Annotated in this window: 2 protein-coding genes and 1 pseudogene; 2 read left to right on the top strand and 1 reads right to left on the bottom strand. The window is 29.7% G+C overall.

Annotated elements, in window-relative coordinates; translation table 11 throughout:
• A pseudogene (locus D8787_RS11180) lies at positions 1-201 on the top strand (group II intron reverse transcriptase/maturase); the annotation flags it as partial.
• Between the two features lie 275 nt (positions 202-476).
• Here the strand turns inward: D8787_RS11180 and D8787_RS11175 are convergent.
• Positions 477-839, bottom strand: a complete 363-nt coding sequence (locus D8787_RS11175) for a hypothetical protein (RefSeq protein WP_125423867.1) — start codon at positions 837-839, stop codon at positions 477-479.
• Positions 840-1,186: 347 nt separating this feature from the next.
• Between D8787_RS11175 and D8787_RS11170 the strand changes: the two genes are divergently transcribed.
• Positions 1,187-1,693: AAA family ATPase (locus D8787_RS11170; RefSeq protein WP_125423864.1), on the top strand; the 507-nt coding region annotated here is incomplete at its 3' end.

Below are 1,693 nucleotides of genomic sequence, written 5' to 3'. Positions count from 1 at the left end.
TCTAGACGATTATGGGGATTGCTTAAGTTAGGAGTTCCTAAATGGATAGCAGATAAGGTATCTGGCTGGGGTGACCACTATCAATTAGTAGCTCAGAAGTCGGTACTTAAACGTGCTATATCAAAACCAGTCCTTGAGAAACGTGGACTGGTTTCGTGTTTGGATTATTACCTTGAACGACATGCGTTAAAAGTTAGTTGAACCGCCGTATGCCGAACGGCACGTACGGTGGTGTGAGAGGGGCTAGAGGTTATCCCCTACTCGATTGTTATTTTCTTTTGTATTTTTCATGATTTTATCATATCAAAAGAAATTATATAATTACTCTAAAAATTCCCAAATGATAAAAAATAAGTCTGAACTGTATATACATCTTATAATCAAGTATTTTAAAATATGTTACTGATACAAAAAAAGAACACTCGAGTAAAGTGTTCTTATGAATTAAGCATTGTTTTCTCTAATTTTCGAGTATATTATTGATAGACATACTTTTTTAAAGCTTCTTGATAAGCTTTGCTATCTTTTTTATAGTAGTCGTGTTTTATCCCTGAAATATCTACAGTAAATACATCATCTTTAAATGTATAATTTTTTGTAAGTTTAATGATATTTTCTCCCGATAATTGAATTGTTGATTTTTCTTTGTCTATAGTAACCCCTTCAGCATCTCCATGTCTAATAGTTCCCATATCTCCAGATATAACAAAAGCTACTTCATTTTTATTTTCGTTTATCCAGTAATATTCTCCATCTAAGGAGTTATTTGATTGCTTAGAGCAGGCCATTAGCAAAAATGCAGACATAGATACCAATATTAATGTGATTGATTTTTCCATCTTACTTTCTCCTTTCAACATTATGCCAAATATCACAAGTATAATATAGATGTTGTCAGCTACTATTAAACATCTTTCGAGAATATACTTATTTTTCGGAAAAAAATTATTGGAAACTGATATACTATGCTATACTATATATAGCAGTTTATCTTTTTTGAAAATTCAGGTTATAGTTTTTATGAGAAAAAAAGTCCTCTTTATTTTATGGTTTACGAGATGAATAAATTAAGAAAAATATATTTGAAGGGATGGATGGGCTACCCTATTTTGATGCAATAGGGAAAATGCTCCAACTTTAATATCGTTTTAAAAAAATGAGAAATTTGATTGTGAAGGAGTGATATATGCAAGAATTTACAAAGATAACTATTGAAAAAGACTACTTACCTTATAGGAAAATAGAACTAAATTGGTTGAAGAAAGAGAGTAACCCGGATACTGAAATACTTAGAAGTATGATTATATTTGGGAGAAATGGGACAGGGAAAAGTACTATTTCTAAATCTATTTCTAGTTTGTTAGATATAAGTGAGGATATTACTCTTTTTAATGAGAAAAATAAAGTGAGTAATACTATAAATATTACTGATAGAGATAAAGAAACTATATTTGTATACAATGAAGAGTTTCAAAGCAAAAAAGTAACTTTTACAGAAAATGAAAAATTTGAGGCAATTGTTCTTATTGATGATCAAAAAGATCTAATGTCGAAGATAGCATTAAATAAAAGTGAAGTAAAGAGATTAGAATCTAAATTGACTCAATATAATGGTGCTCTTTCAAAGGCTAAAAATGCTATAAGAGAAAGTATTGTAGGTTCGAAAAAATCAAGGTGGAAGAGTATTTATAGT

The organism is Streptococcus mitis (genome assembly GCF_003944325.1).
In the GTDB taxonomy this organism is placed as follows: domain Bacteria; phylum Bacillota; class Bacilli; order Lactobacillales; family Streptococcaceae; genus Streptococcus; species Streptococcus mitis_CW.
This window is presented reverse-complemented; position numbering and strand designations above follow the sequence as displayed.